A 26,705-nucleotide genomic window follows, 5' to 3' on the forward strand; every position below is an offset into this window, starting at 1 on the left:
CGTGTGGAAATAGACGGACTTATGTCGGTTTCTTATCGCAATGGTTTGCGTGCCGCGCTGCTCTATCTGCTGTTGTCGCTGGTCTGGTTGCAGTTCAGTGGTTACTTATTGAGCAGTTTCTTCGATGAGTTTTCCGATCGGGCCCATTGGCAACTGGTTGGCGGCTATGCCTGGGCGGTGGTCAGCGCGGTGCTGATCTTCTTCGCCCGGGCCCGACTGCTGCGGGTGTTGGGGGCCGATCGCTGGCTGCGCCACCAGCAGAAGGACCGCGAGCGCCTGCGCCAGGCGGCGGCGGTATTCGACTGCACCCGCGAAGGGGTGCTGGTGAGCGATACCCAGGGGCAGATCGTCCACGTCAACCGCGCCTTCATCGAAATCACCGGCTACCAGCGCGAAGAGGTGCTGGGCCGCCAGCCGAGCCTGTTCAAGTCCGGGCATCATTCGGCGCAGTTCTATCAATCGATGTTCGACTCGTTGCAGAAGACCGATGAGTGGAGCGGTGAAATCTGGAATCGGCGCAAGAGCGGCGAGATCTACCCGCAATGGCAGACCATCCGCGCGATCCGCGATGAGCAGGGCGAGCTGACTCATTACGTTGCGGTATTTTCCGACATCAGCGCGATCAAGGATTCCGAGCACGAGCTGGCTCACCTGGCCCATCACGATCCGCTGACCGACCTGCCCAACCGCCTGCTGTTCACCGACCGTGCCGAACAGGCCCTGGCTTCGGCGCAGATCCACAAGCGCGGCTGCGCCATGCTGATGATCGATCTGGACCACTTCAAGATGATCAACGACAGCCTGGGGCACAACGTCGGCGACCAACTGCTCAAGGCGGTGGCCGAGCGCCTGGGCGGGATGTTCGGCCCGGGCATCACCCTGGCGCGCCTGGGCGGCGACGAGTTCGCGGTGCTGGCCGAAAGCTGCCCGCAACTGGTGCAGGCGGCGGCCCTGGCCCAACGCATCATCGACGGCCTCAAGGAGCCCTTCCAGCTTGGCGAGCAGCAGGTGGTGATCAACGCCAGTATCGGTATCAGCCTGTTTCCCAGCGACGCGCTGAGTGCCAGCCAACTGCTGCGCAACGCCGATGCGGCGCTGTTCAAGGCCAAAAGCGCCGGGCGCAACGGTTACGCCCTGTACACCGAGGAGCTCACCGCCCATGCCCAGCAGCGGGTGGAAATCGCCTTCGAGCTGCGCCGCGCCCTGGACCAGCAGGAACTGCGGGTCTACTACCAGCCGGTGCACGACCTCAAGACCAGCCGCCTGGTAGGCGTCGAGGCCCTGGTGCGCTGGGAGCATCCCGAGCGCGGGCTGGTGTCGCCGGCGGAGTTCATACCGATTGCCGAGCGCACCGGGATGATTGCCGAGATCGATGCCTGGGTCATGCAGCAGGCTTGCCGGCAGATGTGCCAGTGGCAGGCCGATGGCGTGGTGCTGTCGTTTATCGCGGTAAATGTCTCGACCCGCCTGTTCGCCCGCAGCGAGCTGTACCAGCAGGTGGCCCAGGTGCTGCACGAGACCGGGCTGGACCCGGCCTACCTGGAGCTGGAAGTCACCGAAAGCGCGGTGATGGACGATCCCGAAGTGGCCCTGGAGCAGATGCACCGCTTGCGCGAGCTGGGTATTCGCCTGGCCATCGACGACTTCGGCACGGGCTACTCCTCCCTGCTGCGGCTCAAGCGCCTGCCGGTGCAGAAGCTCAAGATCGACCAGGGTTTTGTCGCCGGCCTGCCGTTCGACGAGGACGATGCGGCGATATCCCGGGTAATCATTGCCCTGGCCCAGAGCATGGGCATGCAGGTGCATGCCGAGGGTATCGAGCAGGTGGAACAGGCGCGTTTCCTTCTGGAACACGCCTGCGACCTGGGCCAGGGCTACTGGTTCGGCCGGCCGATGCCGGCGGCGCAACTGGTCTGGAGCAACGCCCCGCAGATCCGTTGATCCCTGTAGCCGCTGGCGCAGGCTGCGAACGGTTTGGGCGGCATACCGACGTGGCAGGCGCGGTGTTGAGGTTTGGCGCAAGGGCGCCAGGCAAGGCCCTGGGGGCCTTTGCGCAGCCTCGCTGAAGCTCGGCAGCGGCTACAGGGTTGGGGCTAAGCTGCTGTCAGCTCGAATAATTTCTTCTGGTTATATAAACATTCTTAAATAGTATTTTTAAGAATATCCGGCCCTATCTAGTATTGCTCCCACGCCGCAAGCAGTGCCGCCACTGCCAGGCACATCCCACTCAGGAGCAACACCATGAGCGCATCTCTACGTAGCGTTGACGGCCAGGACGAAGCAACCATCTTGCGGGAAATTCAAAGCGCACTGCGCGACCTGCGCTTCGGTGCGGTGGAAATCACCGTGCACAACGCCCAGGTCGTGCAGATCGAACGCAAGGAAAAATTCCGTCTGCAGCAGCCCGGCCACAAACCGAGTTGAAAGTACCTCGCTGAACACCGCGTCACCCTCTCGCGAACGAGAGGCCCGACTGGTCAACCGGAGGGCGTCATCCATGACCCCCTGCACGAATCCCAGCGTTCCTTTTCGAATGCGGGCTGAAATCGCCATAAGAAAAATGCCAGCACCTTAAAAAATTTCAGGAGCTTCACCATGTCGTCGATTCGCCGTTATGCCCTGGCCGCCCTCGCCAGCGCCGTTTTCGCCGGTTCCGCCGTTGCCAAGGACTATGAGCTGCTCAATGTGTCCTATGACCCGACCCGTGAGCTGTACCAGGATTACAACGCCGAGTTCGTGAACTTCTGGAAGAAGGACCACCCGGGCGACAACGTGAAGATCCAGCAATCCCACGGTGGCTCCGGCAAGCAGGGCCGGGCGGTGATCGACGGACTGCGCGCCGACGTGGTGACCCTGGCCCTGGCCGGTGACATCGACGAAATCGCCAAGCTCGGCAAGACCCTGCCGGCGGACTGGCAGAAACGCCTGCCCGATGCCAGTACCCCCTACACCTCGACCATCGTGTTCCTGGTGCGCAAGGGCAACCCCAAGGGCATCAAGGATTGGGGCGACCTGATCAAGAAAGACGTCTCGGTGATCACCCCGAACCCGAAAACCTCCGGTGGTGCACGCTGGAACTTCCTCGCCGCCTGGGCCTACGGCCTGAAGGCCGGTGGCAGTGAGGCCAAAGCTCAGGAATACGTGAAGGAGCTGTTCAAGCACGTACCGGTACTGGACACCGGGGCCCGCGGCTCGACCATCACCTTCGTCAACAACGGTCAGGGCGACGTGCTGCTGGCCTGGGAAAACGAAGCTTTCCTGGCCCTCAAGGAAGACGGCGGCGCCGACAAGTTCGATATCGTCGTACCTTCGCTGTCGATCCTCGCCGAGCCGCCAGTGGCGGTGGTGGACAAGAACGCCGAGAAGAAAGGCAACACCCAGATCGCCGAGGCCTACCTCAAGCACCTGTACAGCCCGGCCGGCCAGGAAATTGCCGCGAAGAACTTCTACCGCCCACGGGACAAGGACATCGCCGCCAAATATGCCCAGCAGTTCCCGAAACTGGACCTGGTAACTATCGACAAGGACTTCGGCGGCTGGAAAACTGCCCAACCGAAATTCTTCAATGACGGTGGCGTGTTCGACCAGATCTACACGGCGCAATAACCCTGTTGTAGGGGCTGGCTTGCCAGCGAAGGCGCCCCTGAGGGCAATGCACGACTTGCGGGCCCTTTCGCCGGCAAGCCGGCTCCTACCAGGCAGAGCCCGCATTGAGTTGCGGGTTTTGCGTATCCGTTCCGTTAACCAAGGACTCTTATGTCGCGTCGTATCTCCCCCGTCATACCCGGCTTCGGGCTGACGCTGGGCTACACCTTGGTGTACCTCAGCCTGATTGTGCTCATCCCCCTGGCGGCGATGTTCGTGCATGCCGCGCAACTTACCTGGGAACAGTTCTGGGCGATCATTTCGGCGCCACGGGTGCTCGCCGCGCTCAAGCTGAGCTTCGGTACCGCGTTGTATGCGGCCATCATCAACGGCGTCATCGGCACCCTGCTGGCCTGGGTCCTGGTGCGCTACAGCTTCCCCGGGCGCAAGATCATCGATGCCATGATCGACCTGCCATTCGCCCTGCCCACCGCCGTGGCGGGCATTGCCCTGACTGCGCTCTACGCGCCCACCGGCCTGGTGGGGCAGTTCGCCACCGACCTGGGTTTCAAGATCGCCTACACCCCCCTGGGCATCACCCTGGCACTGACCTTCGTCACCCTGCCATTCGTGGTGCGCACGGTGCAGCCGGTGCTGGCGGACATCCCCCGTGAAGTGGAAGAAGCCGCCGCCTGCCTGGGTGCCAAGCCGTGGCAGGTGTTCCGCCATATCCTGGTACCGGCCCTGCTGCCGGCCTGGCTCACCGGTTTTGCCCTGGCCTTTGCCCGCGGCGTGGGCGAGTACGGTTCGGTGATCTTCATCGCCGGCAACATGCCGATGAAGACCGAGATCCTGCCCCTGCTGATCATGGTCAAGCTCGACCAGTACGATTACACCGGCGCCACTTCCATCGGCGTGCTGATGCTGGTGGTTTCCTTCATTCTGCTGCTGCTGATCAACCTGCTGCAGCGGCGCATCGAACGACCTTAAGGAGGCGCGACCATGTCCCAATCGTCCATTTCCGCCGCGTCCTCCGCCAACGCCGCCCGCCGTGGCAGCGCCACCTCGCGGCGCCTGCTGATCGGCCTCGGCTGGCTGATCTTCGCCCTGTTCCTGCTGCTGCCGCTGTTCATCGTGGTGTCCCAGGGCCTGAAGCTCGGCCTGGGGGCGTTCTTCGATGCGATCTTCGAGCCCGACGCCCTGTCGGCGCTGAAACTCACGGTGATCGCGGTGCTGATCTCGGTGCCCCTGAACCTGGTGTTCGGGGTCAGCGCGGCCTGGTGCGTGAGCAAGTACTCGTTCCGCGGCAAGAGCATCCTGGTGACCCTGATCGACCTGCCGTTCTCGGTGTCGCCAGTGATCGCCGGCCTGGTCTATGTGCTGATGTTCGGCGCCCAGGGCCTGTTCGGCCCGTGGCTTTCGGACCACGACATCCAGATCGTCTTCGCCTTGCCGGGCATTGTCCTGGCCACCATCTTCGTCACCGTGCCCTTCGTTGCCCGGGAACTGATCCCGCTGATGCAGGAGCAGGGCACCCAGGAAGAGGAGGCCGCCAGGTTGCTGGGGGCCAATGGCTGGCAGATGTTCTGGCACGTCACCGTGCCCAACATCAAATGGGGCCTGATCTACGGCGTGGTGCTGTGTACCGCCCGGGCCATGGGTGAGTTCGGCGCGGTGTCGGTGGTTTCCGGGCATATTCGCGGGGTCACCAACACCCTGCCGCTGCACGTGGAAATCCTCTACAACGAGTACAACCACGTCGCCGCCTTTGCCGTCGCCAGCCTGTTGCTGATCCTTGCGTTGTTCATCCTGCTGCTCAAGCAGTGGAGCGAATCCCGAATCAACCGCCTGCGCGCCAGCGCCGCGGAGGAATAAGTCATGTCGATCGAAGTCCGTAACGTCAGCAAGAACTTCAACGCCTTCAAGGCCCTGAACAGCATCAACCTGGACATCCAGAGCGGCGAGCTGGTGGCCCTGCTGGGCCCGTCCGGCTGCGGCAAGACCACCCTGCTGCGGATCATCGCCGGGCTGGAAACCCCGGACCAAGGCAGCATCGTGTTCCACGGCGAGGATGTCTCGGGCCACGACGTGCGTGATCGCAACGTCGGTTTCGTGTTCCAGCACTACGCCCTGTTCCGCCACATGAGCGTGTTCGACAACGTTGCCTTCGGCCTGCGCATGAAGCCGAAGAACCAGCGCCCCAGCGAGAGCAAGATCGCCGAGAAGGTCCACGAGCTGCTGAACATGGTGCAGCTGGACTGGCTCTCCGACCGTTACCCGGAACAGCTCTCCGGCGGCCAGCGCCAGCGTATCGCCCTGGCCCGCGCCCTGGCGGTGGAGCCCAAGGTGCTGCTGCTGGACGAACCCTTCGGCGCCCTCGACGCCAAGGTGCGCAAGGAGCTGCGGCGCTGGCTGGCGCGGCTGCACGAAGACATCAACCTGACTTCGGTATTCGTTACCCACGACCAGGAAGAAGCCATGGAAGTGGCCGACCGCATCGTGGTGATGAACAAGGGCGTGATCGAACAGATCGGCTCCCCGGGGGACGTCTATGAGAACCCGGCCAGCGACTTCGTCTACCACTTCCTCGGCGACTCCAACCGCCTGCACCTGGGGGAGGACAACCACGTGTTGTTCCGGCCTCACGAAGTGTCGCTGTCGCGTTCCGAACTGGAGGACCACCACGCCGCCGAAGTGCGGGATATCCGTCCGCTGGGGGCCACCACCCGGGTGACCCTGAAGGTGGAAGGGCAGAGCGAACTGATCGAAGCCGAAGTGGTGAAGGACCACGACAGCCTGATCGGCCTGGCCCGTGGCGAAACCCTGTTCTTCAAGCCCAAGGTCTGGCAGAAACACGCCAGCCTCTGACCCCGCCGACATCACGCTCGCTGTAGGAGCTGGCTTGCCAGCGAAAGCGTCCTTCAGGTTTGCACCTGGCTCGAAGGCCTCTTCGCCGGCAAGCCGGCTCCTGCGGGGGCCGGCCCAATATTCCCGAAGCGTTCCCGGGCTTCAGATCATGGCTTTCTTGTGCCGCAGGGCCACCGGGCCCGAGCGCTGCTCGATGGCCTGTTTCAAGTCGTGGCGCAGCCCCAGCAGGAACGCCAGTTCGGCCACCACGAACAGCGGACCGACGATCAAACCCGACAGATCATCGACGAAGGCCGGCTTGCGGCCCTCGTAGTAATGGCCGATGAACTGGATCACCCAACCGATCACGAACAGGCCCAGGCCGCTGCTCAGCCAGAGCCCGGTACTTTGCGCCGCCAGCACCTGGCCGGCCCACACCGATAGCGCCATCAGCACCGTCATCAGCACCCCCAGGCGCACTTCCAGGCGCAGGTAGAACACTGACGCGGCCAGGGCCAGCAGCAACGCCGGCGACCACGACAGCCCGGCCATGCTCCAGGCGGGACGCGACAACAGCACGGCCACCGCCACCACGATCATCGGAATGCCGATAAAGTGGCTGGCGATATTGCGCGGATCGCGATGGTAGGCGGCGTATTGACTGAGATGATCAACGAGGCTTTTCATTGTTGTTCCTCCGTTAGGGTGGCTCGATCATGCCCGGCGGCGGTGCTCGGCTCTGTCAGCTAGGCGACAATCATTGCGATGCCCTGAGGGAAAGACCTGTTCATGGACCTGCACCAGTGGCGTGAATGCCTGATGACCGGCCAGTGGTTCAGCCACCTGCCGGCTTCCTTACAGAATAGTTTGCTCGACAGTGCGCGCCTGCGCCGGCTGACGGCGGGGCAGTGCCTGTTCCGGCGCGGCGATCCGCCCTGCGGGCTGTACGCGGTGCTGGAGGGCACGGTGCGGGTGGGCGCGGTCAGCGAGCAGGGCAAGGAGGCCTTGCTGAGCCTGATGGAAGCGCCCCACTGGTTCGGCGAGATCTGCCTGTTCGACGGCCAGCCCCGTACCCACGATGCCTACGCCGAGGGCGCCTGCACCCTGCTCCAGGTGCCGCAGGCGAACCTGCTGCAACTACTGGAGCAGCAGCCGCAATACTGGCGCCAGTTCGCCCTGCTGATGAGCCATAAACTGCGCCTGGCCTTTATCAACCTGGAGCAGTTGAGCCTGATGCCGGCCCCGGCGCGGGTGGCCAGCCGCCTGCTGGCGATGGCCGCCGGCTACGGTGAAGTGGCCCAGGCCCGCCGCGTGCTGCAACTGCCCCAGGAACAACTGGCGCTGATGCTCTCGCTGTCGCGCCAGACCACCAACCAGATCCTCAAGGAGCTGCAGCACCAGGGCATCCTGCGCCTGAGCTATGGCGAGATCGAAATCCTCGACACCGAGCGCCTGCGCGCCCTGACCTCGCCATAGAAGCCCCCGCGATGTCCCTGCCTCCCGTAGGAGCTGGCTTGCCAGCGAAGAGGCCCGCGAGATTGCCTTCGCCGGCAAGCCGGCTCCTACAGAAACCCCCGCGTTGTTCCTGCCTCCCGTAGGAGCTGGCTTGCCAGCGAAGAGGCCCGCGAGATCGCCTTCGCCGGCAGCCGGTTCCTACGAGCCACGATAGGTCGAGAACCCATAAGGGCTGAGCAACAACGGAATGTGGTAATGCTGCTCGGTCTGCCTGACCTCGAAGATCACCGGGATCTCCGGAAAGAAGGTCTCGCGCTTGGCTTGCCTGAAGTACTCGCCGGTCTTGAACACCACCCGATACTCGCCGGCCGTCAGCGCCCGGCCCGCCGGAAACAGCTCGGCAATCCGCCCCTGCTCATTGGTCACCCCTTCGGACAAGGGCTTCCAGTCCTGGCCCACCTGCTGCTCCAGGGTCACCTTGACCCCCGGCGATGGCAGGCCGTTCTCCAGGTTCAGCACGTGCACGCTCAACGGATTGCCTGCCGCCAGGGCCAGGCTCGACAAACCACACAGGCCGATGGCCGCCAGACTATTACGCAAAACATTCATGCCCCACTCCTTCCTCGATTGAACAAACAACACAACCTGTAGCCGCTGCCGAGCCCGCGAGGCTGCGAACGACCGCAACGCGGGCGCAGGCTTTCACGATCACTCACGCCCGGCCTCGGTAGCCAACCCCACCCGCTGCGCGGCCTGGAGCGCACACGCCTCGTCCTGCGCTGCGCCACCGGCCCCGGCAATCCCGATGGCCCCCACCAACTGCTTGCCGGCAAACAACGCAAGGCCGCCACCGAGCAACAACAGCTCCGGCAAGGTATTGAGATTGGCCGCCTCGGGGTTGTTGCGCGCCCGTTCGGCGAACAGCCGGCTCGAAGTCTTGGTCGACAGCGCGGTGTAGGCCTTGCGCTGGCTGGCCGGGCCGTTGTGCGGGCCCACCCCATCGCCGCGCATCGCCACCAGCAGGTTGCCGCCACGGTCCAGCACCGATACCGCCGCGGTGCACTGGGCCAGGCTGGCATCGGCCAACTGGCGGGCGGCGGCCAGGTCCAGTTCGGCATGGCGCGGCAGTTCGAGCGCCGCCAGGGCCGTGCCGGCGAGGCTCAGGCCGAGGCCCAGGACAAGAGGTTTGCAGATCATCGAACGAGCTCCATAAAGACCGGTGGCCACCTTAGCCAGCGCACTCCGTCAGAACTCCGTCGTCTTGATTACAAGTTTGTAATGGGCAAGCGCGCGCCGGGCGCCTAGCCTGTGCCGATCATTTCCGAGGTGCGCCATGCGTTTGCTGGTAGTTGAAGACGAAGCCAAGACCGCCCATTTCCTTGCCAAGGGCCTGGGAGAGTCCGGCTTTGCCGTGGACGTGGCCCTGAACGGCCTGGACGGGCGCTATTTCATCGAGCAGCAGGAGTACGACCTGATCATCCTCGACGTCATGCTCCCCGGCCTCAACGGCTGGCAGTTGCTGCAACTGGTGCGCCAGCGCGGTGCCACCCCGGTGCTGTTCCTCACCGCCCGCGACGCTATCGAGGACCGGGTCCGCGGCCTGGAACTGGGCGCCGACGACTACCTGCTCAAGCCCTTCGCCTTTGCCGAGCTACTGGCCCGGGTGCGCACCCTGCTGCGCCGCGGACCGCTGCGTGAGGCCGAGTCCTTCAGCATCGCCGACCTGGAGATCGACGTGCTGCGCCGTCGCGTCAGCCGTGGCGGCCAGCGCATCGCCCTGACCAACAAGGAGTTCGCCCTGCTGCACCTGTTGGCCAGCCGCCAGGGCGAAGTGCTGTCGCGGACCCTCATCGCCTCCCAGGTGTGGAACCTGAATTTCGACAGCGACACCAACATGGTGGAAGTGGCGGTACGAAGGTTGCGGGCCAAGGTCGACGACCCCTACATGCCCAAGCTGATCCACACCGTGCGTGGCGTCGGCTACCAGCTGGAAGCCCCGGATGAAGCGCTCTAGTTCCATTGCCTGGCGGCTGGCCCTGGCCTTTGCCGCGGTCTGCGCCCTGGTGCTCAGCGTGATCGGGGTGTTCCTCTACCGTTCCCTGGCCGGGGAAATCGCCTACCGCGACGACCTGGCCCTGCTCGGCCGCCTGGAACAGGTGCGGGCCCTGCTGCAGGACAGCGACAGCCTGGATGCCCTGCAAGCCCGGCCCCGGCTGTACCAGAACATGCTGGGCAACCAGGAAAGCCTGCTGCTGGTGCTGCGGGCCGATGGCTCGACGGTGATCGACATCAACCCGCGCCGGCAGCCCCTGCCCGCGCTCGACCCCATTGCGCTGCAACAGGCGCCGCAACGCACCGATGTCCGCCTCTGGCCGGGGCCGGACGATGTGCCGGTGGCGCTGCTGGCGGGCCAGGCCCGGGGGCCCAAGGGCGAAGCCCTGACCGTGGTGGCCGGCAAGGTTCTCAGCGAGCGCGAGCAGATGCTCGCCAGTTACCGCCTGCGCCTGTACCTGGCGGTGGGGCTGGGGGCCTTGCTGGCCTTCGCCCTGGGCCTGCTGCTGTTGCGCCGGGGCTTGCAGCCCTTGCGCCAGCTCAGCGAAGCGGCCCGCCAGATCGACCTGCGCAGCCTCGACCGGCGCCTGCACACCAACGGCATCCCGGCGGAATTCCACGAGCCGGTGCAGGCCCTGAACGCCATGCTGGCGCGCCTGGAAGAGAGCTTTGAGCGTCTGTCGCAATTTTCCGCCGACCTGGCCCACGAGATCCGCACGCCGTTGCACAACCTCCTGGGCAGCAATGGCCTGGCCTTGAACCAGCCGCGCAGTGCGGCGGAGTACCAGGAAGTGCTGGCCTCCAACATGGAAGAGTTCGAGCGCCTGGGGCGCATGGCCGAGAACCTGCTGTTCCTGGCCCGGGCCGAGCAGGCCGATGCGGTGCTGGACCTGCAGGTACTGTCACTGGCCGGTGTCGGGGCGCAACTGTGCGACTACTTCGAAGCCCTGGCCGACGACCGCCAGTTGCGCCTGGAGAACGGTTTTTCCGGCGAGCTGCGGGCTGACCAGCAATTGCTGCAACGGGCCCTGGGCAACCTTCTGGCCAATGCCGTGCGTCATGCCGATGCAGGGTCGCTGATCCGCCTGCGGCGCCACGACGAAGCGGGCTGGTGCTGGTTGCAGGTGCACAACCAGGGCCCGGCGATCGCCCCCGAGCACCTGCCCCGGCTGTTCGACCGTTTCTACCGGGTCGACCCGTCCCGAGCCGAGCCGGGGGACTCCGGGGGCCTGGGGCTGGCCATCGTGCACTCGATCATGCTGCTGCATGGCGGCCAGGTGCGGGTCACGAGCGATGAGCAGGCCACGGTATTCGAACTGGGCTTCCCCCTCCTGTAGCCACTGCCGAGGCTGCGACAAGGCCGCCAGGCCTTCAGCGGCCTGCAGTATTTGCGCCCGTGTTGCGGTCGTTCGCAGCTTCGCAGGCTCAGCAGCGGCTACAAGGCTGCTGGGGCTTAGCGCAGGCCGTCGCGAAATTGCCCCGGGGTCATCCCGGTCCAGCGCTTGAATGCCCGGCTGAAACTGCTGGCATCGGCAAAGCCCAGCAGGTAGCTGATCTCGCTCAGGGAGCATTCCAGGTCCCGCAGGTGCAGCAGGGCGAGGTTTTCCCGGCATTCGTTGAGCAGGGTGTCAAAGCGCGTGCCTTCATCCGCCAGGTGCCGTTGCAGGCTGCGCAGGCTCAGGTGCAGGGCCTGGGCCACTCGCTCGGCCGAAGGTTCGCCTTCGGGCAATTGGGCTTCGATCACCCCGCGTACCTTGCGCTCCCAGGTCAGGGGCCGCAGTTGCAGGAGGGTGCGCTTGAGCACCGCTTCGTTGTGCTCGGCCAGCTCCGGGTTGGCGTCGTCCAGATGGCTGTCGAAATCGTGCAGGCCGAACTCCAGGCAGTCGTCCACAGCGGCGAACTGCACCGGGCAGCGGAATACCTTGTGCCACTGGCTCGGGTCCGCCGGGGCCGGGCGCCGCAATTGCACGGCCAGCGGCGCGTAGTCACGGCCCAGGCGGTTGCGGCAGGTGCGCACGTAGATCGCGGCAAAGGCGTCGATGGCTTCGAAGGCCGGTTGCGGCGCGCCTTCGGGCACCTTGAGGAAGAACCGGTAGCGGTCCGCTTCCCGGGTCAGGGCCAGTTCCAGGGCGTCGCTGACCACCTGGTGATAACGCACGATGCGCTCGAACACTTCCCGCAGGCTGCCGCTGGCCACCAGGGCGTAGCCCAGGGCGTGGAAGGTGGTGGGGCTGACAAAGCGCGACACCCGCAGGCCGATGGCCGGGTCGCCGCTGGCCTGCACGGCGAGATGCCACAGGCGGGTGGTGGCCGACAGCGGGTAGCGGGCGTTGGGGTCGTCCATCAATTGCGGGTCGAGCCCGGCTTCGCGGCACAGTGCGGCGCTGTCGAGGTCCAGAGCGTCCAGTTGCTTGCGCAAGGCGCGGGTCCAGCTGGCAAGGGAGGTGGCTTCGGTCATGCGATTGGCGCGTCCGGTCAACAGGTTGGCGTTTACGGCTAGCGCCCGGAGCCGGGGCTCGGGGCAGGATGCACACATCACTGACCAGAGGATGGAATCATGCAGGGTATTTCTGCAAGCCCCGAACGGATGAACGCACAGCAGCGGGCGGCGCATATACGCCAGGTGGTCCTGGCCCGGGGTGATGAACTGCGCCAGCGTTTTCCTTTGCTGCGGCACCAGGACGCGCTGGGCGCGGGGATCCTTGCGTTCGCTCTGTCGGGGATGCTGGGGTCAGCGCTGCTCTATGTCACGGGTCACCTGGCCTGGTGGGCGTGCCTGCTGCTCAATGCCTTTTTCGCCTCCCTGACCCACGAGCTGGAGCACGACCTGATCCACAGCATGTACTTTCGCAAGCAGCGCCTGCCCCACAACCTGATGCTGGGGCTGGTGTGGCTGGCGCGGCCGAGCACCATCAACCCCTGGGTGCGCCGCCACCTGCACCTGAATCATCACAAGGTGTCCGGCAGCGAGAGCGACATCGAGGAGCGCGCCATCACCAACGGCGAGCCCTGGGGCATCGCCCGCCTGCTGATGGTGGGGGACAACATGATGGCGGCCTTCATCCGCCTGCTGCGGGCGCCGGGGGCCAGGCGCAAGCTGGGCATCCTCGTTCGTACCCTGGCGGTGTACGCGCCGCTGGCATTGCTGCATTGGGGCGCCTGGTATGTGTTCCTGGGCTTTCATGGGGCCAACGGCGTGGCCGCCCTGTTGGGCAGCCCGATCCAGTGGTCGCAAGACACCGTGTCGCTGATGCACTACGTCGATATCGCCGTGGTGGTGATCATCGGCCCCAACGTGCTGCGCACCTTCTGCCTGCACTTCGTCAGCTCCAACATGCACTACTACGGCGATATCGAACCGGGCAACGTGATCCAGCAGACCCAGGTGCTCAACCCCTGGTGGATGTGGCCGCTACAGGCCTTCTGCTGCAACTTCGGCAGCACCCACGGCATCCACCATTTCGTGGTCAGGGAGCCGTTCTACATCCGCCAGATGACGGCATCGGTGGCGCATAAAGTGATGGCCGAGATGGGCGTGCGCTTCAACGATTTCGGCACCTTTGCCCGGGCCAACCGTTTTCATCCTGTGGAACAGGCGCAGGGGGATGCGGGGGAGGCTGTGCGAGCGTAGGAGCCGGCTTTTACACGGTCCGATAGCCAGCTCCTACAAGCTCAATCCGGCTGGAACGGTGATTCGCTGAGGATCACTCCGGTTTCATCCACGTAGCGCTGCCATTCTTCCAGCAGGGTGCGCAGTTTTTCCGGCTGGCTGTGGGCCAGGTCGTGAATCTCCCCCGGGTCCTGGCCCAGGTCGTACAGCTGCCACGTCGCCGGGCCCACGGGGCCGGGGATGTACACCGCCTTCCACTGGCCCTGGCGAATTGCCCGGCGGCCGAACAGCTCCCAGCCGGTTACCGTTTGTTCGTCATGCACCCGGGCGGTTTCGCCGGAGAGAAAGCCCAGCCAGGACTTGCCCCGCAGCGGCGCCACATCGCGCCCGCGCCAGCGCTTGCCCGGGTGGCGCACGCCGGCCAGGTCGAGCAGGGTCGGAGTAATGTCCATCACCGTGCCGAAGCCGTGGCTGATCTGCCCCTTGAGCGGCAGTTGCGGGTAGTGCAGCAGCGCCGGCACGCGAATTCCGCCCTGGGTGGTGAAGGCCTTGAACAGCCGCGATGGCGCAGTGGCCGCCTGGGCCCAGGCCGGGCCGTACCAGACGTAGGAGTTGGCCCGGCCGATGTTCTCCAGGCGGTTGTCGTAGTTGCGGTTGAGGTAGGTCAAAAGCTCCGGGCCGAACTTGGGGAAGGCTTCCAGCAGCGCGCCCTCGGCACCGTTGTCGGACATGAACAGGATCAGGGTGTTGTCCAGCTGGCCCTGCTGGCGCAGGTAGTCCACCACCCGGCCGATGTTCCAGTCCATGCGCTCGACCATCGCCGCATACACCTCCATGGCCCGTGCCGACACCTGGCGCTGTTCTTCGCTGAGGGCGTTCCATTCGGCGTTCAGGTTGATCAGCGGATGGGGCTCGACCTGCGGGTCCACCAGGCCCAGGGCCTGGAGTTTTTCCAGGCGTTCGCGGCGCAGCACTTCGGGGCCGGCGTCATAGCGGCCCCGGTACTTGGCGACGATTTCCTCCGGAGCCTGCAGCGGCCAATGGGGCGCCGAGAACGGCAGGTAGGCGAAGAACGGCCGGCTCTGGTCGCGCTCTTTCAGGTACTGCAAGAGCTTGTCGCCGAAGGCATCGGAGGAATAGAAATCCGCTGGCAGTTCATCGATGAAGCGGTCGTCCTCGATGTACAGCGCCGGCGTGGATTTGAGCAGCCCGGGGGGGTGCTCGTCGTAGGTCGGCTCGAAGCCGTAGTGGTTGGCCGCCCCCGGCAACAGCGAGAACGAGCGCTCGAAGCCCCGGGCATGGGGCGCGCGTTCGGCAGTCAGCCCCAGGTGCCATTTGCCGCTCATCAGGGTCTGGTAGCCGGCCTCGCGCAGCAGTTCCGGCAGGGCCACCACGCGGTCGTTGAGGTAACCCTCGTAGCCCGGCTTGCCGATCAGTTCGGGGGTCAGGGCTTCGGCCATGGTGCCGACCCCGGCAATGTGGTGGTCGGTGCCGGTGAGCAGCATGGAGCGGGTCGGCGAGCAGGTGGGGGCGGTATGGAAATCGGTCAGGCGCAGGCCACCTGCGGCCAGGGCGTCGAGGTTCGGCGTGGCGATCTCACCGCCGAAGGCGCCGAGGTCGGAGAAGCCCAGGTCGTCGGCCAGGATCACCAGGAAGTTGGGACGTTGCGGCATCGAGTCACTCCTGTTCAGCAAGCAATGAAGGTCAGGGGCAGGTCGCGGATCTGTACCGGCGAAGGCGCCTGGTAGAGCTCGTCGCGGGTCAGTTCGTGAAGCAGCTCCTCACGCAGTTGGTGGAAGTCGAAACTGCTGCGCTGGCGCGGGTGGGGCAGGGCCACCTCGACCACGCGCTTGATCCGCCCCGGGCGCGGTTCCATGACCACCACCCGGTCGGCGAGGAAGATCGCTTCCTCGACATCGTGGGTCACCAGCACCGTGGTGATCTTGGCCCGCTCGCGGATCGCCAGCAGTTCGTCCTGCATCTGTTGGCGGGTCAGGGCGTCGAGGGCGCCGAAGGGTTCGTCCAGCAGCAGGATCCGCGGGCTGGCCACCAGCCCACGGGCAATGGCCACCCGTTGCGCCATGCCGCCGGAGAGCTGATGGGGATAGGCCCGGGTGAAATCCTTGAGGCCCACCAGTTCGATGAATTCGCCGACCCGCTGCTGGCGCTCGGCGGCGCTCAGGGGCTCGTTGACCAGGCCCAGGCCGATGTTCTCGGCCACCGTCAGCCAGGGGAACAGGCGGTGTTCCTGGAACACGATGCCGCGCTCGCCGCCGATGCCGCTGACGGCCTTGCCGTCGACCCGGATCTGGCCACGAAACTCGGTGTCCAGGCCGATCAGCAGGCGCAGCAGGGTGGACTTGCCGCAACCGCTGGAACCGACGATGGCGACGAACTCGCCTTCGGCGATGTCCAGGTTGAATTCGCGGATCGCCTCCACCTCGCCACCGGCGACGGCGAAGGTCTTGCCCACGTGAGTGAAACTGACCAGGGGTGCGTTCATGCGTGTCTCCAGCGGGTGGCGCGAAGTTCGAGTTGTTGCCCGATCAGGTTGAGCAGGGCCCCGGTAAGGCCCACCAGGAGCATGCCGGCCATGATCAGGTCCATGCGCAGCAGTTGCTGGGCGCTGATCATCTGGCTGCCGATGCCGCCGTTGGACGGCATGAAGTATTCCGCGCCGATGGTGCCCAGCCAGGCGTAGATCAGGCTGATGCGCAGGCCGGCGAAAATCCCCGGCGCGGCGCCGGGCAGCACCAGCCGGCGCAGCCGTTGCCAGAGGTTCAGGCGCAGTACCTGGGCGGCTTCCGCCAGTTGCGGCGAGAGCTGGGCGACGCTGCGCTGGGTGGCGATGAACAGCGGGAAGAATGCGGCCAGGGCGACGAACACCCACTTGGCCAGTTCCCCCAGGCCGAACCAGGCGGTGAGCAGCGGCACCCAGGCGAAGATGGCGATCTGGCGGATGGCGGCCAGGGTCGGGCCCAGCAGGCGTTCACTGAACCGCGACAGGCCCAGCAGCAGGCCAAAGGCAAAGCCCAGGCCGCCGCCCAGCAGCAGGCCGCCGAGGGTGCGGCCCAGGCTCAGGCCCATGCCCCCCAGCAGGCTGCCATCGAGCAGGCCGTTGCCGGTGGTGGCGAGTACCGCCAGGGGGCTGGGCAGGATGTTCGGGTCGACCCACTGCTGGTCGCTCGCCACTTGCCACAGGGCCAGCAGCGCCAGGGGCAGCAGCCAGGGTTGCAGGCGCTGCCAGCCCTGGTAGCGCGGGCCGCGACGGAATTCGGCGGTGGCCGGGTGCGGCCAGTGCACCAGCCGGCGGTCGAGCCAGCCGATGCCGCGGTCCATGCACACCCCCAGCAGGCCGATCACCAGGATGCACACGAAGACGATGTCCAGCATGAACAGCTGGCGTGCCCAGACCATCAGGTAGCCGATGCCTTCGCTGGAGGCCAGCAGTTCCACTGCCAGCAGCGAGGTCCAGCCGGTGGCCAGCGCCAGGCGCACCCCGGCCATGAAGGCCGGCAGCGCAGCGGGCAGCACCAGGCGGCGCACCAGCAGCGCCGGCGGCAGGCGCAGCACCGCGGCGGCTTCCCGCAGCCGGGGCTGGGCATCGCGCACGCCCACCAGGGTGTGCAGGGTCACGGGCACCACCACCGCCTTGATCAGCACCACCAGCTTGAGCACTTCGCCGATGCCGAAAAACACCATGAACAACGGGATCCAGGCCAGGGTGGGGATCTGCGACAGGGCGCCGAAGGTGGGAAACACCAGGCGCTCCAGGCGTCGGCTGAAGCCCAGGGCACCCCCCAGCAGGGCGCCGGCGGCGATACCCGCCAGCAGGCCCCAGAACAGCCGTTGCAGGCTGATCGCCAGATGGCTCCACAGCTCGCCATGGGCCAGCTCCAGGGCACTGCTCCAGACCAGGGCCGGGGCCGGCAGGATCTGTTCGCTCATCCATTGATTGCGGCTGGCCAGCCACCACAGGGCGAACAGGCTGATGGGCAACAGCCAGGGCAGCAGCCGCTGGTTGATCAGGGGCCAGCCCGGGCGTCCGTCGGACGGCGCCGCCAGGGGCAGGCTGAGCAGGGAAACACGGGCCATGGATGACCTCCGTCGTCGGGTACTGCATGGCGTGGGTCGATGCCGTAGGGGCTGGCTTGTCGGCGAATCAGCGTTTGAGGGCCTCTTCGCTGGCAAGGCGGTTTCTACGTTTTATGCATTTGTGATCTATTAAAATTCTTATCGATTCTATTAAGAGATAAGAAAGGCCATTTAAGGCTTCTCGCCGACACGCATCCAATGCATTTGAAGAATATTTTTCATGCATTTCATGCATATCCCCGGGGACGCCCGTGGCAGCTGATTTATTCGATATGGTTATTAAAATGTGAATTTATAGTATTTAAATGTTGAACGATTCCGTGCCTACCTTTTGCTCCTCTCAGCCTTTGCCACCAGGAGCCGCACCCATGAACCTTCCCTTCAAACGCGTCATCAGCCTGTTCGCCGCCCCGGCCCTGGCGGGGCTCCTGGGCTGCCTGCCGCTGCTGGCCCAGGCCGACGAACTCAAGGAAATCCGCATTGCCGTGCCCGACCTCAGTGCCGGCACCCAGCACAGCGGCGGTGGGGTGGTGGATGTGCTGCGCCAGCAACAGATCTTCGAAAAGGCCTTCGCCGACCAGGGCATCAAGATCCAGTGGAATTTCTTCAAGGGCGCAGGCCCGGTGATCAACGAGGCCTTCGCCAACGGCCAGGTGGACCTGGCGTACCTGGGGGACCTGGCCGCCATCATCGGCAAGTCCAACGGCCTGGATACCCGCCTGCTCAGCGCCTCGGCCCGTGGGGTCAAGCACTATCTGGGGGTGGTGCCGGGTTCGGGGATCAAGACCCTGGAAGACCTCAAGGGCAAGCGCGTAGCGGTGTTCCGTGGCACCGCCACCCAGCTGTCGTTCGACGCGGCCCTGGCCAGCCGGGGCCTGAGCGAGAAGGACCTGAAGGTGGTCAACCTTGACTTCAACGCGGCGGTGGCTGCATTGGCGGCCAAGCAGATCGACGCCTCCTGGGGCAGCACCGGGCTCTCGGCCCTGCGCAGCAAAGGCCTGGCCGAACTGCCCCTGAGCACCAAGGACCTGGGCGGCGCCGGCAGCGTGCAGAGCGTGCTGGTGGGCGCCGGCAAGTTTGTCGACGAACATCCCGAGGCCGTGGCAAAACTGCTCAAGGCCCAGCAGCAGGCCGTAGAGTGGCTGACCCAGGACAGCAACAAGGAAGCCTACATCCAGCTGGTTTCGGGGCTGGCCAGCTACCCGCCGGTGATCTTGCAGGATGACCTCAAGGACCAGCGCCTGAGCGAGATCTTCCCCTCGACCCTGGACCCGGTGTTCCTCGGCAAACTGCAGGATTCGGTAGACCTGGCGGCCAAGGAACGCTTGATTCGCAAGCCGTTCAAGGTGGATGCCTGGGTCGCCCCGCAGTTGGCCGCTGCCGGTCTTTGAGGTCGGCACCATTCGCCGGCAAGCCGGCTCTTGCGTAACCCTGGAGCCGGCTTGTCGGCGAGGGCGGTCTTGAGGGCCTCTTCGCTGGCAAGCCAGCTCCTACGGTCGACGGGGATATCGTGCGGGATCTTGTAGGAGCCGGCTTGCCGGCGAAGCTGTTCTACACGGCGATGGCGTGCCCCTGCCGATCCACCGCCACCAGCACTTCGATCATCTTGCGCGCCGCCGGCGACAGGCGAAAACCGCTGCGGCTGACGATGCCGCAACGGGCATTCAGGCTGTCGATGTTCTGCGGCAGGTTGCGCCAGTGCAGCAGCGCCAGCGAACCCTGGGCGATGTCTTCGGCAAAGGCCTCGGCGGTGCCCACGCCGATGGCATTGGACTGGCGGACGATCTTCACCAGCGCCGGAAAGTGCTCGGTCTCGATGGTCGGGGAAAAATCGATGCGTCCGCTGAGGTTGGCCAGCAGCTTGCGAATCCCCGGGGGATCAGGGTGGTGGCCAGGGGGTAATCGAACATGTCGTTGGTGGACAGGCTCTCCTTGGCCAGCAGCGGGTGCCCGGGGCGGCAGAAGAACACCCCGCGCTTGGGCGTCAGGGGCTGGGTCTGGTAGTTCGGGTCGGCTTCGAAATGGCGGATATCGGCAATAAAGAATTCGATCTCTTCGCGGTTCAGGCTGCGGCTGAGTTTTTCCCAGTTATCCACGGCAAAGCAGGTGCGCACCTTCGGGTGGGCACTGGTGAATTGCGCCACCGCATCGGGCACCAACTTCACCGCCGGGGCCGGGCCGCAGCCGAAGCGCACTTCGCCGGCGTCGAGCTTGGTCATCTGGGTCACTTCGCTGCTGAGCAAGGCCGCCCCCTGCACCAGGCTCAAGGCGTGCTGCAGCACCACCTGGCCTTCCGGGGTGGGGCGCAGATCCTTGTTGCCGCGGTCCACCAGCACGCAGCCGAACTCCTGTTCCAGGCCCTGGATACTGCGGCTGAAGGCCGGCTGCGTGATACCCATGGCGTCGGCGGCGCGGACAAAACTGCGGTGTTCATTGAGGGCGATGAAGTAACGCAATTGGCGAAGATCCATATGCTTTCCCGGCATCCGAAAAATAGCTCGAAGGCATTTGCGACGAGTGAGGAATGAGGTTTTAAATGCAAGCTCTTATTCCGTCAACGAAGCATGTAGTTATCTATTAGATCTAAATTGAATATAGATAGAGCGTTGTTTCGCGGCGGTTCCACTGTAAGCAGTCCGATGAGGGTGTACCTGATGAGCAATGCCGCCTTAGCCGTTCAACCTGCTGTTCATGCCCTTGATATTCACCCGGTGGCCGGCCGTATCGGCGCCGAGATCCGTGGCGTGCAACTGTCCGGCGATCTCGACGCCGCCACCGTGGAAGCGATCCAACAAGCGCTGGTGCAGTACAAGGTGATTTTCTTCCGTGGCCAGACCCACCTCGACGACCAGAGCCAGGAAGCCTTCTCGCACCTGCTGGGCGAACCGGTGGCCCACCCCACCGTGCCGGTACGCGACGGCACCCGCTACCTGCTGGAACTGGACGGTGCCGAGGGCCAGCGGGCCAACTCCTGGCACACCGACGTGACCTTCGTCGACGCCTACCCCAAGGCCTCGATCCTGCGCTCGGTGGTGGCCCCGGCCTCCGGTGGCGACACCGTCTGGGCCAACACCGCCACGGCCTACAACGAACTGTCGGCGGAACTGCGGGAGCTGGCGGACAAGCTCTGGGCGGTGCACAGCAATGAATACGACTACGCCGGGGCCAAGCCGGACGTTTCGGCGGAGAAGCTGGAGCGTTACCGCAAGGTGTTCACCTCCACGGTGTTCGAGACCGAGCACCCGATCGTTCGCGTGCACCCCGAGAGCGGTGAAAAGAGCCTGGTACTGGGGCACTTCGTGAAGCGCATCAAGGGCTATTCCCAGGCGGACTCGGCGCATCTGTTCGGCTTGCTGCAAAGCCACGTCACCCGTCTGGAAAACACCGTGCGCTGGCGCTGGAGCGCAGGGGACGTGGCGATCTGGGACAACCGCTCGACCCAGCACTATGCCGTGGACGACTACGGCACCCAGGACCGCATCGTGCGCCGCGTGACCCTCAAGGGCGACGTCCCGGTGGGCGTCCACGGCCAGCGCAGCCAGACCACCAAAGGCCTCTGACCCGCCCCCTCAAGCCCCTACGGGCATTTACCCGATGAACCTGCCCACTGTAGGAGCTGGCTTGCCAGCGAAGGCGCCCTCGAGAGCGCTGCAAGGTCCAAGGGCCTCTTCGCCGGCAAGCCGGCTCCTACGGGGGAAGGTGCAGGTACGGGTGGGGGTTACCACACGCCGATCTGTACCAGCTTTTCGCTTTCCGGCTCGCCGTAGCGAAAACGCTGGCCGCGCAGGTCGATTTCTTGATGGCTGATGGTGGTACGGCGTTTCAGGCCGCGCAGCCATTCCAGCACATATCCCAGGTGTTCTTCGCGCACCGCGGCATAGGCCGGATCGGTCCCCAGGTCGTGCAACTCCTGGGGGTCGTTGTGCAGGTCGAACAACTGCGGGCGCAAGCCATCGTAGGCCAGGTACTTCCAGCGCTCGCTGCGCACCATGGTCATGCGGCAGCGGTCGATGGGCTGGCCCAGGCGCTCTCGCGCCGGGGCCTGGAAGGCGTAGTCGTATTCGCTGATGGCGTAGCGGCGCCAGGCCGGTTCGGCGCCGTGCAGCAGGGGGATCAGCGAGCGGCCTTCCAGGCGATGCTCGGCCCCCGGCAGGCCCAGGGCCTCGAGAAAGGTCGGCAGGGCGTCGATGGTTTCCACCAGGCGTTCGTCCACGGTGCCGCGGCTGCTGTCTGCCGCCGTGCGCGGGTCGCGGACGATCAACGGCACGCCCACCGCCGGTTCCAGCAGAAATTCCTTTTCCCCCAGGTAGTGGTCGCCAAGGAAGTCGCCGTGGTCGCTGGTGAAGACGATCAGGGTGTCGTCCCAGCGGCCGTTGCTCTGCAGGAAGTCAAACAGCCGGCCGAGCTGGTCATCCACCTGCTTGATCAGGCCCATGTAGGTGGGCACCACGTTCAGGCGCACCTCATCCCGGGAAAAATTCAGGCTTTCTTCATGCTGGCGGAAGGCGGCGTAGACCGGGTGATCGCTGAGCTGCCCTGGCGCGGCGCGCACCGCCGGGATCACCTGCTCCGGGCCATACAGGGCGTGGTACGGGGCAGGCGCGATATAGGGCCAGTGCGGTTTGATGTAGGACAGGTGCAGGCACCAGGGCTGCTCGCCTTGTTCGCTGATGAAGTCGATGGCGCGGTCGGTGGTGTAGACGGTTTCCGAATGCTCTTGCGCGACCCGGGCCGGCAGGTGGGCGTTGCGCATTTTCCAGCCGCTGCGGATTTCTCCCTGCTCGCCGGCCCCGGCGTTGGCCCAGTCGTGCCAGGGGTTGCGCCCTTGGTAGCCGAGGTCGCGCAGGTAGTGTGTGTAGGGCGCCGACTCGCGCTTGTCGTCGAATACCGGGTCGTCGGGGTAGATGCCGTCATGGCGGAAATAGGGCTCGAAGCCGACTTCGTTGAGCACCTCGGCCTGGGCACTCCCGGGGTCGATGGCCAGGCGTTGCAGGGCGTCGAGGTTGGGCGTGGCGTGGGTCTTGCCCACCAGCGCGGTGCGGATGCCGTGGGGTCGCAGGTAGTCCCCCAGGGTCAGTTCTTCAAGGGGCAGGGGCACGGCGTTCCAGGCCACCTGGTGGCTGCTGACGTAGCGCCCGGTGTAGGCCGACATGCGCGACGGGCCGCAGATGGTGCCCTGGGTGTAGGCGCGGCTGAAGCGCACCCCGGCGGCGGCCAGGCGGTCGATGTTCGGGGTATGCAGGTGCGGGTGGCCGTAGCACGAGAGGTAATCCCGGCGCAGCTGGTCGCACATGATGTAGAGCACGTTGCGCACGGGCGGATGGGTATTGGACATGGGGTTCACCGAGGGGAAGACAGGCGAGGTTTTTCGCCTCCGGCGGGGGCTTCCGGCAAGCGCATTTGCCGAATAGTTTCGATGCGTTTCATGCAATGCCGACCGGCCCCCCACGTCGTGTGCGGACGGCAGGGTCTTGTAGGAGCTGGCTTGCCAGCGAAGGCGCCCTCGAGCGCGCTGCAAGGTTCAAGGGCCTCTTCGCCGGCAAGCCGGCTCCTACGGGTGGGGGCAGTTCACACGGCGAGGTTGTCCAGGTTGCATACCTCTTCGTCCTGTTCGTCGATGCGCTTGATCTCGTCGATCATCGCCGCGGCCAAAGGCGACAGGCGATAGCCGGCGCGGCTGACGATGCCGTAGCGGGTGTAGAGCTCTTCCAGGTCGTCGGCCAGGCCGTCGATCTTCAGGCACACCAGCTCGCCCTTGGCGTTGTGCAACGCGTCGCTGTAGGAACCGACGATGCCGATGGCGTCCGAGCGCATGACCACCCCCAGCAGGCTGTAGCTGTTTTCGCATTCCACATTGGGCGTGAAGTCCGGCTTGCCGCTCAGATCGACAATGACCTTGCGCAGGTTGGGCGGGCGGATGGTCACCGCCAGTGGGTAGCTCATCAGTTCGCTGGCGCTGACACTTTCGCGCTGGGCCAGGGGGTGCCCGGCGCGGCAGCAGAAATGCCATTTGCGCGGGCGCAGGCGCTGGGTCAGGTAGTCCGGATCGGCCTCGAAGTGCCGGGTGTCGGCAACGAAGAATTCGAACTCTTCGCTGAGCAGGCGCTTGCTCAGGCTTTGCCAGTCATCCACCTGGAACTGCACCCGGGCCTTGGGGTAACGCCCGATAAAGCTGCCGATGGCCCGGGGGATCAGCCCGGCGGCTGGCGCCGGGCCACAGCCGAAGCGCAACTCTCCCGCTTCCAGCCCATTGAACTGGCTGATCTCGTTGGCCATCTGCTGGGCGCCGCTGACCAGCCGGCGCGCGTGCTCCAGCAGCAACTGGCCCTGCTTGGTCGGCGCCAGGTCCTTGCGCCCGCGATCCACCAGCTGGCAGCCGACGCTGTGTTCCAGGGCCTGGATGCTGCGGCTGAAGGCCGATTGCGAGAGGTTCACCGCCGCTGCGGCCGCGACAAAGCTGCGCTGTTCGGCGAGGGCGATGAAGTGGCGGAGCTGGCGCAGGTCGATATGCATTTTTCACATAAAAAATATCGGGGAAATGCATTGGCTATGCATTAGGTCGACTCCTTATAAAGGCAATCTCTTATGCAGTAAATCTTTGTAAAAACATAAATAAATAACTTTAAGGAATATACAAGGCTGTATATTTTCTGACCAGGAGCCGCCCATGAGCCCGTTGTCCCTCGCTTCACCCCTCTCGCCCCGGCGGCTCAAGCGCCTGCCCCTGGCGCTGTTGCTGGCCGGCAGTGCCAGTTGGACACCGACCTGGGCCGAAGAGGCCCCGGCGCCGCAAGCCACCCCGGCCAAGAGCAGTGCCAGCAAGGCCAAGGCCGATGATGGCCAGTTGCAGACGGTGACCGTCACTGCCCGTCGACGCGAGGAAAGCTCCCAGAGCGTGCCCACCCCCATGAGCGTGGTCAGCGGCCAGGCCCTGGAGAGCCAGCGGGTGTACCGCATCCAGGATCTGCAGCAACTGGTGCCCAGCGTCAACGTCGCCTACATGCATGCGCGCCAGTCCAGCGTGTCGATCCGTGGCCTGGGCAACAACCCGGCCAGCGACGGCCTGGAAGGCAGCGTCGGGCTGTACATCGACAACGTCTACCTCGGAAGGCCGGGGATGGCGGTGTTCGACCTGATGGACATCGAGCAGCTGGAAGTGCTGCGCGGCCCCCAGGGCACCCTGTTCGGCAAGAACACCACCGCCGGGGTGATCAACATCAGCACCCGGGCGCCGAGCTTCACCCCGGAGCGCAGCATCGAAACCTCCCTCGGCGAGGATGGATACTTCCAGACCAAGGGCACGATTTCCGGGCCGCTGACCGATGAGCTGGCGGGGCGTTTTTCCGCCTATCGCACCCGCAGCGACGGCGACATCAAGAACGAATTCGACGGCCATGACCTCAACGGCGGATCACGCCAGGGCTTTCGCGGGCAGTTGCTGTACAAGCCCAATGAGAGCTTCAACCTGCGCTGGATCGGCGACTACAACGAAGAGGATTCCAGCGCCGGCACCCGAGTGCTGTACAGCACCGGGCCGACCATCAACGGCACCAATGTCTACGAGTCGCGCGCGGCGGCGGCCGGCGCGACCCTGGTCAATGGTTCGCACCGCAAGGTCAACCTGGACAACGACCAGCACGTGACGGTGTTCCAGGGCGGCACTTCGCTTGAGGCCAACTGGACCCTGCCCAGCGACTTCACCCTGACCTCGGTCAGCTCCTACCGCTGGTGGAATTTCACCCCGCGCAACGACGATGGCCTCAACGTTCCGGCCAGCTACAACGCCGGGGTTTCGGTGCAAGACAAGCAGTGGTCCCAGGAATTTCGCCTGGCCTCGCCCACCGGCGGCTTCTTCGACTACGTGCTGGGCGCCTACTACTTCGGCTCCGACCTGGACAACAAATCCTTCGCCTATTACGGGCCCAAGGCGGACATCTGGAATGGCACCCCGGCCGGCGCCCTGAGCAACGTCACCAGCATCGGCAACGGGCATATCCAGACCAACAGTTTCGCCCTGTTTGCCCAGGGCACCTGGCACCTCACCGAGCGCCTGGATTTCACCGCCGGCCTGCGCGGCACCTACGAGGAGAAAAGCGCCTGGGTGACCCGCAACGCCCCGGTGGGCGGCGTGGCGGTGGCCGGCGCCGCCGCCAACGCGCGGCGCGGGCGCACCGGAGCCTATGACTCCGGCGACCTCAATCAGTACAGCACCAGCCCCTCGGGCCTGCTCAACCTCAGCTACCGCATCACCGACGACCTGCTGGGCTACGCCACCCTGTCCCACGGCGAGAAGTCCGGTGGGGTCAACCTGACGGTGGGGTCGGCGCCTACCGCCGGGGCCGATTCGCTGCTGATCGGCACCGAGCGCGCCAACAACGCCGAGCTGGGTTTCAAGAGCACCCTGTGGGACCGCCGCCTGCAACTCAACGCCAACCTGTTCTGGACCCAGGTCAACGGCTACCAGACCAACGCCTACGACGACGCCAACCGCGTGCAGTACCTGACCAACGCCGGTTCGGTGCGCTCGCGCGGGGTGGAAGTGGAAAGCACCCTGGTGCCGATCCGTGGCCTGACCCTGAACCTCAACGGTTCCTACAACGACGTGCGCTACCTCTCCTACAAGGATGCGCCGTGCCCGCCGGAAGTCAGCCTGCGCCCCGGTGCCCCGGCCTCGTGCGATCTCAGCGGCCACCAGGTAGTGGGCGCCTCGAAATGGATCGGCAACGCCAACGGCGAATACAAGTGGAACCTGGACAACGGCCTGGAAGAGTACGTCACCGCCAGCTATGCGTTCCGTTCCAAGGCGGTGGGCACCGTGGAGGATTCCGAGTACGGGCAGATCCCCAGCTACGCCGTGGTCAACCTTTCCACCGGCTTGCGCGGCAACTACGAGCAGGGCCAGTGGGACGTTTCGCTGTGGCTGAAGAACGCCTTCGACAAGACCTACTACACCACCCTCTGGACCGGCGGCAACGGCGGTTACGAAGGCCTGCTGGGCACCCCGCGGACCTTGGGCGTGACCGGTCGCTACGATTTCTGATACCCGGCTTTTCGCACCTTG

At 65.2% G+C, this 26,705-nt stretch carries 23 protein-coding genes and 1 pseudogene; 13 read left to right on the forward strand and 11 right to left on the reverse strand.

From position 1 onward, the window contains the following. Positions 1 to 21 precede the first annotated feature (21 nt). The 6 genes from dibA (at position 22) to KI242_RS01035 (ending at position 6,453) form a co-directional block, all read left to right on the forward strand. Complete coding sequence (gene dibA, locus KI242_RS01010) at positions 22 to 1,941, forward strand: phosphodiesterase DibA (protein ID WP_011058570.1); 1,920 nt, start codon at positions 22 to 24, stop codon at positions 1,939 to 1,941. Positions 1,942 to 2,241: 300 nt separating this feature from the next. Beyond that, positions 2,242 to 2,424: a sulfur starvation response protein OscA gene (gene oscA, locus KI242_RS01015; RefSeq protein ID WP_011058571.1), complete on the forward strand. Its 183-nt coding sequence runs from the start codon at positions 2,242 to 2,244 to the stop codon at positions 2,422 to 2,424. 171 nt (positions 2,425 to 2,595) lie between these two features. After that, positions 2,596 to 3,606, forward strand: a complete 1,011-nt coding sequence (locus tag KI242_RS01020; RefSeq protein WP_011058572.1) for a sulfate ABC transporter substrate-binding protein — start codon at positions 2,596 to 2,598, stop codon at positions 3,604 to 3,606. 150 nt (positions 3,607 to 3,756) lie between these two features. Continuing rightward, entirely contained in the window at positions 3,757 to 4,575 is an 819-nt protein-coding gene (gene cysT / locus KI242_RS01025) for a sulfate ABC transporter permease subunit CysT (protein ID WP_011058573.1), read from the forward strand. Positions 4,576 to 4,587: 12 nt separating this feature from the next. Then, complete coding sequence (gene cysW / locus KI242_RS01030; RefSeq protein ID WP_011058574.1) at positions 4,588 to 5,460, forward strand: sulfate ABC transporter permease subunit CysW; 873 nt, start codon at positions 4,588 to 4,590, stop codon at positions 5,458 to 5,460. A gap of 3 nt (positions 5,461 to 5,463) precedes the next feature. Then, the gene (locus KI242_RS01035) at positions 5,464 to 6,453 is read left to right on the forward strand and encodes a sulfate ABC transporter ATP-binding protein (RefSeq protein ID WP_015633709.1); all 990 of its coding nucleotides are present in this window, start codon (positions 5,464 to 5,466) and stop codon (positions 6,451 to 6,453) included. Between the two features lie 141 nt (positions 6,454 to 6,594). On the opposite strand, the gene KI242_RS01040 is transcribed toward KI242_RS01035, so the two are convergent. Continuing rightward, positions 6,595 to 7,119 carry an Mpo1-like protein gene (locus KI242_RS01040; protein ID WP_011058576.1) on the reverse strand — a complete coding sequence of 175 codons (525 nt, stop codon included), beginning with the start codon at positions 7,117 to 7,119 and terminating at the stop codon, positions 6,595 to 6,597. Positions 7,120 to 7,221: 102 nt separating this feature from the next. Here KI242_RS01040 and KI242_RS01045 point away from each other — a divergent pair, with 102 nt between their 5' ends. Continuing rightward, positions 7,222 to 7,908: a Crp/Fnr family transcriptional regulator gene (locus KI242_RS01045; RefSeq protein WP_011058577.1), complete on the forward strand. Its 687-nt coding sequence runs from the start codon at positions 7,222 to 7,224 to the stop codon at positions 7,906 to 7,908. A gap of 177 nt (positions 7,909 to 8,085) precedes the next feature. Here KI242_RS01045 and uraH read toward each other — a convergent pair whose 3' ends face one another. Together uraH and KI242_RS01055 are read right to left on the reverse strand one after the other, a co-directional pair. Then, on the reverse strand, positions 8,086 to 8,496 hold the full coding sequence (uraH, locus tag KI242_RS01050; protein ID WP_011058578.1) for a hydroxyisourate hydrolase: 411 nt from the start codon (positions 8,494 to 8,496) through the stop codon (positions 8,086 to 8,088). Positions 8,497 to 8,595: 99 nt separating this feature from the next. Continuing rightward, positions 8,596 to 9,084: a heme-binding protein gene (locus KI242_RS01055; RefSeq protein ID WP_015633712.1), complete on the reverse strand. Its 489-nt coding sequence runs from the start codon at positions 9,082 to 9,084 to the stop codon at positions 8,596 to 8,598. Positions 9,085 to 9,220: 136 nt separating this feature from the next. On the opposite strand from KI242_RS01055, the gene KI242_RS01060 reads away from it, so the two are divergent. Further along, positions 9,221 to 9,901 (forward strand): heavy metal response regulator transcription factor, encoded by a 681-nt coding sequence (locus KI242_RS01060; RefSeq protein WP_011058580.1) that lies wholly within the window; start codon positions 9,221 to 9,223, stop codon positions 9,899 to 9,901. Then, entirely contained in the window at positions 9,888 to 11,276 is a 1,389-nt protein-coding gene (locus KI242_RS01065; RefSeq protein ID WP_015633713.1) for a heavy metal sensor histidine kinase, read from the forward strand. The genes KI242_RS01060 and KI242_RS01065 overlap by 14 nt, the downstream gene beginning before the upstream one ends. Before the next feature lie 116 nt (positions 11,277 to 11,392). Here KI242_RS01065 and KI242_RS01070 read toward each other — a convergent pair whose 3' ends face one another. Continuing rightward, a complete protein-coding gene (locus tag KI242_RS01070; protein WP_011058582.1) occupies positions 11,393 to 12,397 on the reverse strand; it encodes an AraC family transcriptional regulator in 1,005 nt (334 codons plus the stop codon). Positions 12,398 to 12,496: 99 nt separating this feature from the next. Between KI242_RS01070 and KI242_RS01075 the strand changes: the two genes are divergently transcribed. Then, positions 12,497 to 13,570: a fatty acid desaturase gene (locus KI242_RS01075; protein WP_041751903.1), complete on the forward strand. Its 1,074-nt coding sequence runs from the start codon at positions 12,497 to 12,499 to the stop codon at positions 13,568 to 13,570. Between the two features lie 41 nt (positions 13,571 to 13,611). Here KI242_RS01075 and KI242_RS01080 read toward each other — a convergent pair whose 3' ends face one another. From KI242_RS01080 to KI242_RS01090, 3 genes are read right to left on the reverse strand one after another with little or no spacing between them, the layout of a single operon-like run. Further along, on the reverse strand, positions 13,612 to 15,222 hold the full coding sequence (locus KI242_RS01080; protein ID WP_212805840.1) for an arylsulfatase: 1,611 nt from the start codon (positions 15,220 to 15,222) through the stop codon (positions 13,612 to 13,614). 14 nt (positions 15,223 to 15,236) lie between these two features. Then, positions 15,237 to 16,052, reverse strand: coding sequence for an ABC transporter ATP-binding protein (locus KI242_RS01085; protein ID WP_011058586.1), 816 nt, complete (start codon positions 16,050 to 16,052; stop codon positions 15,237 to 15,239). Next, positions 16,049 to 17,644, reverse strand: a complete 1,596-nt coding sequence (locus tag KI242_RS01090; RefSeq protein ID WP_212805841.1) for an ABC transporter permease subunit — start codon at positions 17,642 to 17,644, stop codon at positions 16,049 to 16,051. The genes KI242_RS01085 and KI242_RS01090 overlap by 4 nt, the downstream gene beginning before the upstream one ends. Before the next feature lie 368 nt (positions 17,645 to 18,012). On the opposite strand from KI242_RS01090, the gene KI242_RS01095 reads away from it, so the two are divergent. After that, on the forward strand, positions 18,013 to 19,035 hold the full coding sequence (locus KI242_RS01095; RefSeq protein WP_041115133.1) for an ABC transporter substrate-binding protein: 1,023 nt from the start codon (positions 18,013 to 18,015) through the stop codon (positions 19,033 to 19,035). Positions 19,036 to 19,195: 160 nt separating this feature from the next. Here the strand turns inward: KI242_RS01095 and KI242_RS31630 are convergent, their stop codons facing one another. Further along, complete coding sequence (locus KI242_RS31630) at positions 19,196 to 19,690, reverse strand: LysR substrate-binding domain-containing protein (RefSeq protein WP_348532656.1); 495 nt, start codon at positions 19,688 to 19,690, stop codon at positions 19,196 to 19,198. Then, positions 19,588 to 20,130, reverse strand: a pseudogene (locus KI242_RS31635) (LysR family transcriptional regulator); the annotation flags it as partial. The pseudogene KI242_RS31635 and the gene KI242_RS31630, both read right to left, overlap by 103 nt. A gap of 168 nt (positions 20,131 to 20,298) precedes the next feature. Between KI242_RS31635 and KI242_RS01105 the strand changes: the two are divergent. Then, positions 20,299 to 21,204 (forward strand): TauD/TfdA family dioxygenase, encoded by a 906-nt coding sequence (locus tag KI242_RS01105; RefSeq protein WP_015633720.1) that lies wholly within the window; start codon positions 20,299 to 20,301, stop codon positions 21,202 to 21,204. A 158-nt stretch (positions 21,205 to 21,362) separates the two neighbouring features. Here the strand turns inward: KI242_RS01105 and KI242_RS01110 are convergent, their stop codons facing one another. Further along, complete coding sequence (locus KI242_RS01110; protein ID WP_015633721.1) at positions 21,363 to 22,979, reverse strand: alkaline phosphatase family protein; 1,617 nt, start codon at positions 22,977 to 22,979, stop codon at positions 21,363 to 21,365. Between the two features lie 233 nt (positions 22,980 to 23,212). Further along, complete coding sequence (locus KI242_RS01115) at positions 23,213 to 24,157, reverse strand: LysR family transcriptional regulator (RefSeq protein ID WP_047283431.1); 945 nt, start codon at positions 24,155 to 24,157, stop codon at positions 23,213 to 23,215. 154 nt (positions 24,158 to 24,311) lie between these two features. Here KI242_RS01115 and KI242_RS01120 point away from each other — a divergent pair, with 154 nt between their 5' ends. Beyond that, positions 24,312 to 26,684, forward strand: a complete 2,373-nt coding sequence (locus KI242_RS01120) for a TonB-dependent receptor (protein ID WP_212805842.1) — start codon at positions 24,312 to 24,314, stop codon at positions 26,682 to 26,684. The last annotated feature ends 21 nt before the right edge of the window (positions 26,685 to 26,705 follow it).

The sequence above is a fragment of the Pseudomonas sp. Eqa60 genome (genome assembly GCF_018326405.1).
GTDB classification, from domain to species: domain Bacteria; phylum Pseudomonadota; class Gammaproteobacteria; order Pseudomonadales; family Pseudomonadaceae; genus Aquipseudomonas; species Aquipseudomonas protegens.

What these genes read in the sequence shown, in the direction of transcription:
- dibA (WP_011058570.1), top strand. Translation starts at nt 22, where the DNA reads ATGTCGGTTTCTTATCGCAATGGTTTGCGTGCCGCGCTGCTCTATCTG.
- oscA (WP_011058571.1), top strand. Translation starts at nt 2,242, where the DNA reads ATGAGCGCATCTCTACGTAGCGTTGACGGCCAGGACGAAGCAACCATC.
- KI242_RS01020 (WP_011058572.1), top strand. Translation starts at nt 2,596, where the DNA reads ATGTCGTCGATTCGCCGTTATGCCCTGGCCGCCCTCGCCAGCGCCGTT.
- cysT (WP_011058573.1), top strand. Translation starts at nt 3,757, where the DNA reads ATGTCGCGTCGTATCTCCCCCGTCATACCCGGCTTCGGGCTGACGCTG.
- cysW (WP_011058574.1), top strand. Translation starts at nt 4,588, where the DNA reads ATGTCCCAATCGTCCATTTCCGCCGCGTCCTCCGCCAACGCCGCCCGC.
- KI242_RS01035 (WP_015633709.1), top strand. Translation starts at nt 5,464, where the DNA reads ATGTCGATCGAAGTCCGTAACGTCAGCAAGAACTTCAACGCCTTCAAG.
- KI242_RS01040 (WP_011058576.1), bottom strand. Translation starts at nt 7,119, where the DNA reads ATGAAAAGCCTCGTTGATCATCTCAGTCAATACGCCGCCTACCATCGC.
- KI242_RS01045 (WP_011058577.1), top strand. Translation starts at nt 7,222, where the DNA reads ATGGACCTGCACCAGTGGCGTGAATGCCTGATGACCGGCCAGTGGTTC.
- uraH (WP_011058578.1), bottom strand. Translation starts at nt 8,496, where the DNA reads ATGAATGTTTTGCGTAATAGTCTGGCGGCCATCGGCCTGTGTGGTTTG.
- KI242_RS01055 (WP_015633712.1), bottom strand. Translation starts at nt 9,084, where the DNA reads ATGATCTGCAAACCTCTTGTCCTGGGCCTCGGCCTGAGCCTCGCCGGC.
- KI242_RS01060 (WP_011058580.1), top strand. Translation starts at nt 9,221, where the DNA reads ATGCGTTTGCTGGTAGTTGAAGACGAAGCCAAGACCGCCCATTTCCTT.
- KI242_RS01065 (WP_015633713.1), top strand. Translation starts at nt 9,888, where the DNA reads ATGAAGCGCTCTAGTTCCATTGCCTGGCGGCTGGCCCTGGCCTTTGCC.
- KI242_RS01070 (WP_011058582.1), bottom strand. Translation starts at nt 12,397, where the DNA reads ATGACCGAAGCCACCTCCCTTGCCAGCTGGACCCGCGCCTTGCGCAAG.
- KI242_RS01075 (WP_041751903.1), top strand. Translation starts at nt 12,497, where the DNA reads ATGCAGGGTATTTCTGCAAGCCCCGAACGGATGAACGCACAGCAGCGG.
- KI242_RS01080 (WP_212805840.1), bottom strand. Translation starts at nt 15,222, where the DNA reads ATGCCGCAACGTCCCAACTTCCTGGTGATCCTGGCCGACGACCTGGGC.
- KI242_RS01085 (WP_011058586.1), bottom strand. Translation starts at nt 16,052, where the DNA reads ATGAACGCACCCCTGGTCAGTTTCACTCACGTGGGCAAGACCTTCGCC.
- KI242_RS01090 (WP_212805841.1), bottom strand. Translation starts at nt 17,644, where the DNA reads ATGGCCCGTGTTTCCCTGCTCAGCCTGCCCCTGGCGGCGCCGTCCGAC.
- KI242_RS01095 (WP_041115133.1), top strand. Translation starts at nt 18,013, where the DNA reads ATGAACCTTCCCTTCAAACGCGTCATCAGCCTGTTCGCCGCCCCGGCC.
- KI242_RS01105 (WP_015633720.1), top strand. Translation starts at nt 20,299, where the DNA reads ATGAGCAATGCCGCCTTAGCCGTTCAACCTGCTGTTCATGCCCTTGAT.
- KI242_RS01110 (WP_015633721.1), bottom strand. Translation starts at nt 22,979, where the DNA reads ATGTCCAATACCCATCCGCCCGTGCGCAACGTGCTCTACATCATGTGC.
- KI242_RS01115 (WP_047283431.1), bottom strand. Translation starts at nt 24,157, where the DNA reads ATGCATATCGACCTGCGCCAGCTCCGCCACTTCATCGCCCTCGCCGAA.
- KI242_RS01120 (WP_212805842.1), top strand. Translation starts at nt 24,312, where the DNA reads ATGAGCCCGTTGTCCCTCGCTTCACCCCTCTCGCCCCGGCGGCTCAAG.